Origin of the sequence: Streptomyces sp. NPDC006261, assembly GCF_040613515.1 — a bacterium.
Classification (GTDB): domain Bacteria; phylum Actinomycetota; class Actinomycetes; order Streptomycetales; family Streptomycetaceae; genus Streptomyces.
This window is the reverse complement of the sequence record NZ_JBEXSI010000150.1, coordinates 1-1985: the sequence shown is the minus strand read 5'-3', so window position 1 is coordinate 1985 and position 1985 is coordinate 1. Positions and strand designations below refer to the sequence as shown.

Annotated in this window: 1 pseudogene; it reads right to left on the bottom strand. The window is 64.3% G+C overall.

Features of this window, described 5'->3' with window-relative positions:
• Positions 1-165: 165 nt before the first annotated feature.
• A pseudogene (locus ABZ154_RS34955) lies at positions 166-1985 on the bottom strand (hypothetical protein); the annotation flags it as partial.

Here is a 1985-nt window from a genome sequence, read left to right as displayed (position 1 = left end):
ACGGCAGGCTGCCACAGCACGCGGTCACAGGCCCGGGGATATCAACTGAGGCCCAGTCCCTGGGAAGAAGCCCCGACTTGCGGGACAGCCCTTAGCCTGGTGTCTGCACGCCACAGCGGCCCGGCCATGGCGGCCGGGCCCCTGCTGTTTGTTCCGGTCAAGCGGTCACGAAGGACGCTTGGCCTCGAGCCAGTAGTTGTCCCCTTCGAGGACGCGGTTCTGCTTGCGCCAGCCTGGCATGTAGCTCATGGACTGGGTGTTCTGGTTGTTCGACATGCTGGATCGTCCACACGGCTCGGTCCAGGTCGGCACGTGGGAGCGCGGGTCGGGCTTGAGGCTCCACCGGCCGTCCGTACCGCGGATGGCGATCGTGTTCAGGCATTCCTCGCCCGAGGACACCTCCTTCAAATTCTGCCTACCCCAGTCCTTCTTTATCGCGGCGCTCTGCCAGCTGGCCGCGAAGGGGAACTCGTCGCAGCTGGGCACGTCACCGGTACCGAGTTCGGGCGACATCGTCGCCAGCTTGCTGCGCTCCCAAGCCTTCGGGCAGATCACGTCGCGGTTGTGGCTGACGATGCTCTTCGTGCTCGTGGGAGGATCGGGCACGAGGACGTCCTCGGTCAGGAAGGTCAGGGGGTTATTGCCCCGCAGCCCGTAGTGTCCGGGCAGCTTGTTCTGGATCAGCCAGGCGTGCGCGGCCGCCGCCGGAAACTTCTTCTCGTTCATGACATACGTCGGCCTGTACGAGCTGAAGACGCAGCCCGGAGTGGCCTTCACGTCTCGGTCGCACCGGACGTCCAGTTCCGACTTCTCAGCCGTCATCGGGTTGCTGGTGTCACCGCCCGCGGTTCCCTTGACCGTCAGGTACGGGCTGATGCGGCCTTCGGAAGCGGTGGTGTTGTTCCACTTGATCTTCTGAGTGACCGTGGCCGTGTGGAGGTCGCCCGCGACGAAGGTCTTTGAGCCGCTCCACACCGGAGTCTGCTTCTCGCAGTAGCCACGGCAGCCGAAGTCGATGTCCAGGGTCAGCGAGGGAATGGAGATCGACGTCAGCTTGACCGACACGGTCTGGGTGAAGGTGTCACTGTCCGGGTCGAGCTGGAACTCGTGCCGGAGGTCGAAGCTCGCCTTCGGCTTGCCGGTCGTGGTCCCCGTGAACTGCAGGTCGTCCCCGAGACACGCGTCGGTCCGGGTGTAGTCCAAGGACCTTGTACCGATGGAGCAGCTCAGAGCCGATGTGGTGGACACCGAACCGACTGATTCTTTGGCGAACTTGAGGTCCGTCGCCGGCGCGGACGACAGGCGCATCCCCTCCTGCCCGGTCGCGGAGCGCGCGGCGCCGGAGAGACCGGAGACGGTAGGAAGCACACTGAAGTAGTCGCCCGAAATGCTCTGGGGCGGCTCCACCGGTGCCGGGTCCGGAGCGGTGATGTCCGGGTCGCCGAAGGTCAGGTCCGAGGGAATACCGGAGTAGTCGCCGGGTACGAACGCGATGGCGTCGAAGGCGATGTCCGCGGACCCGTCACCGCCGTTGAAGTTGTGCAGGCTGACCTCGGGGGTCATGCTGTTGAAGAAGTACGCGCCGAGATCCACCCACTTGTTGGACTGGTTGGAGCTCTGGTCGATTGCCTTCACCGTCTCACCGGCGGAGTGCTTGATGCGGTACTCGGCCTTGGAGGTCTGCGCCCCGTGGTCGGGGATGAAGGCATAGACCTTGGCCTGCCCGCTGTAGTCGGTGATCTCCTTGCCCAGCTTCCAGGTACCGGTCACCTTCATCCGGTCACCCGGCGGCGGGTAGGACTCGGCGCTGCGGGTGTGGGTGAACCAGAAGTGGTTGCCGTAGCCCGCGCCGATCTGGTGGGTGTCGATCTTTCCGGGGTATGTGGTGATTGAAGCTTCCCCTTGATTGTGGACACCTGGAGACTGGGACCCGAGGTTCCAGAGGAAGTAGCACCAGGTGGGAAGCAAGTACACGAAGCGGTACA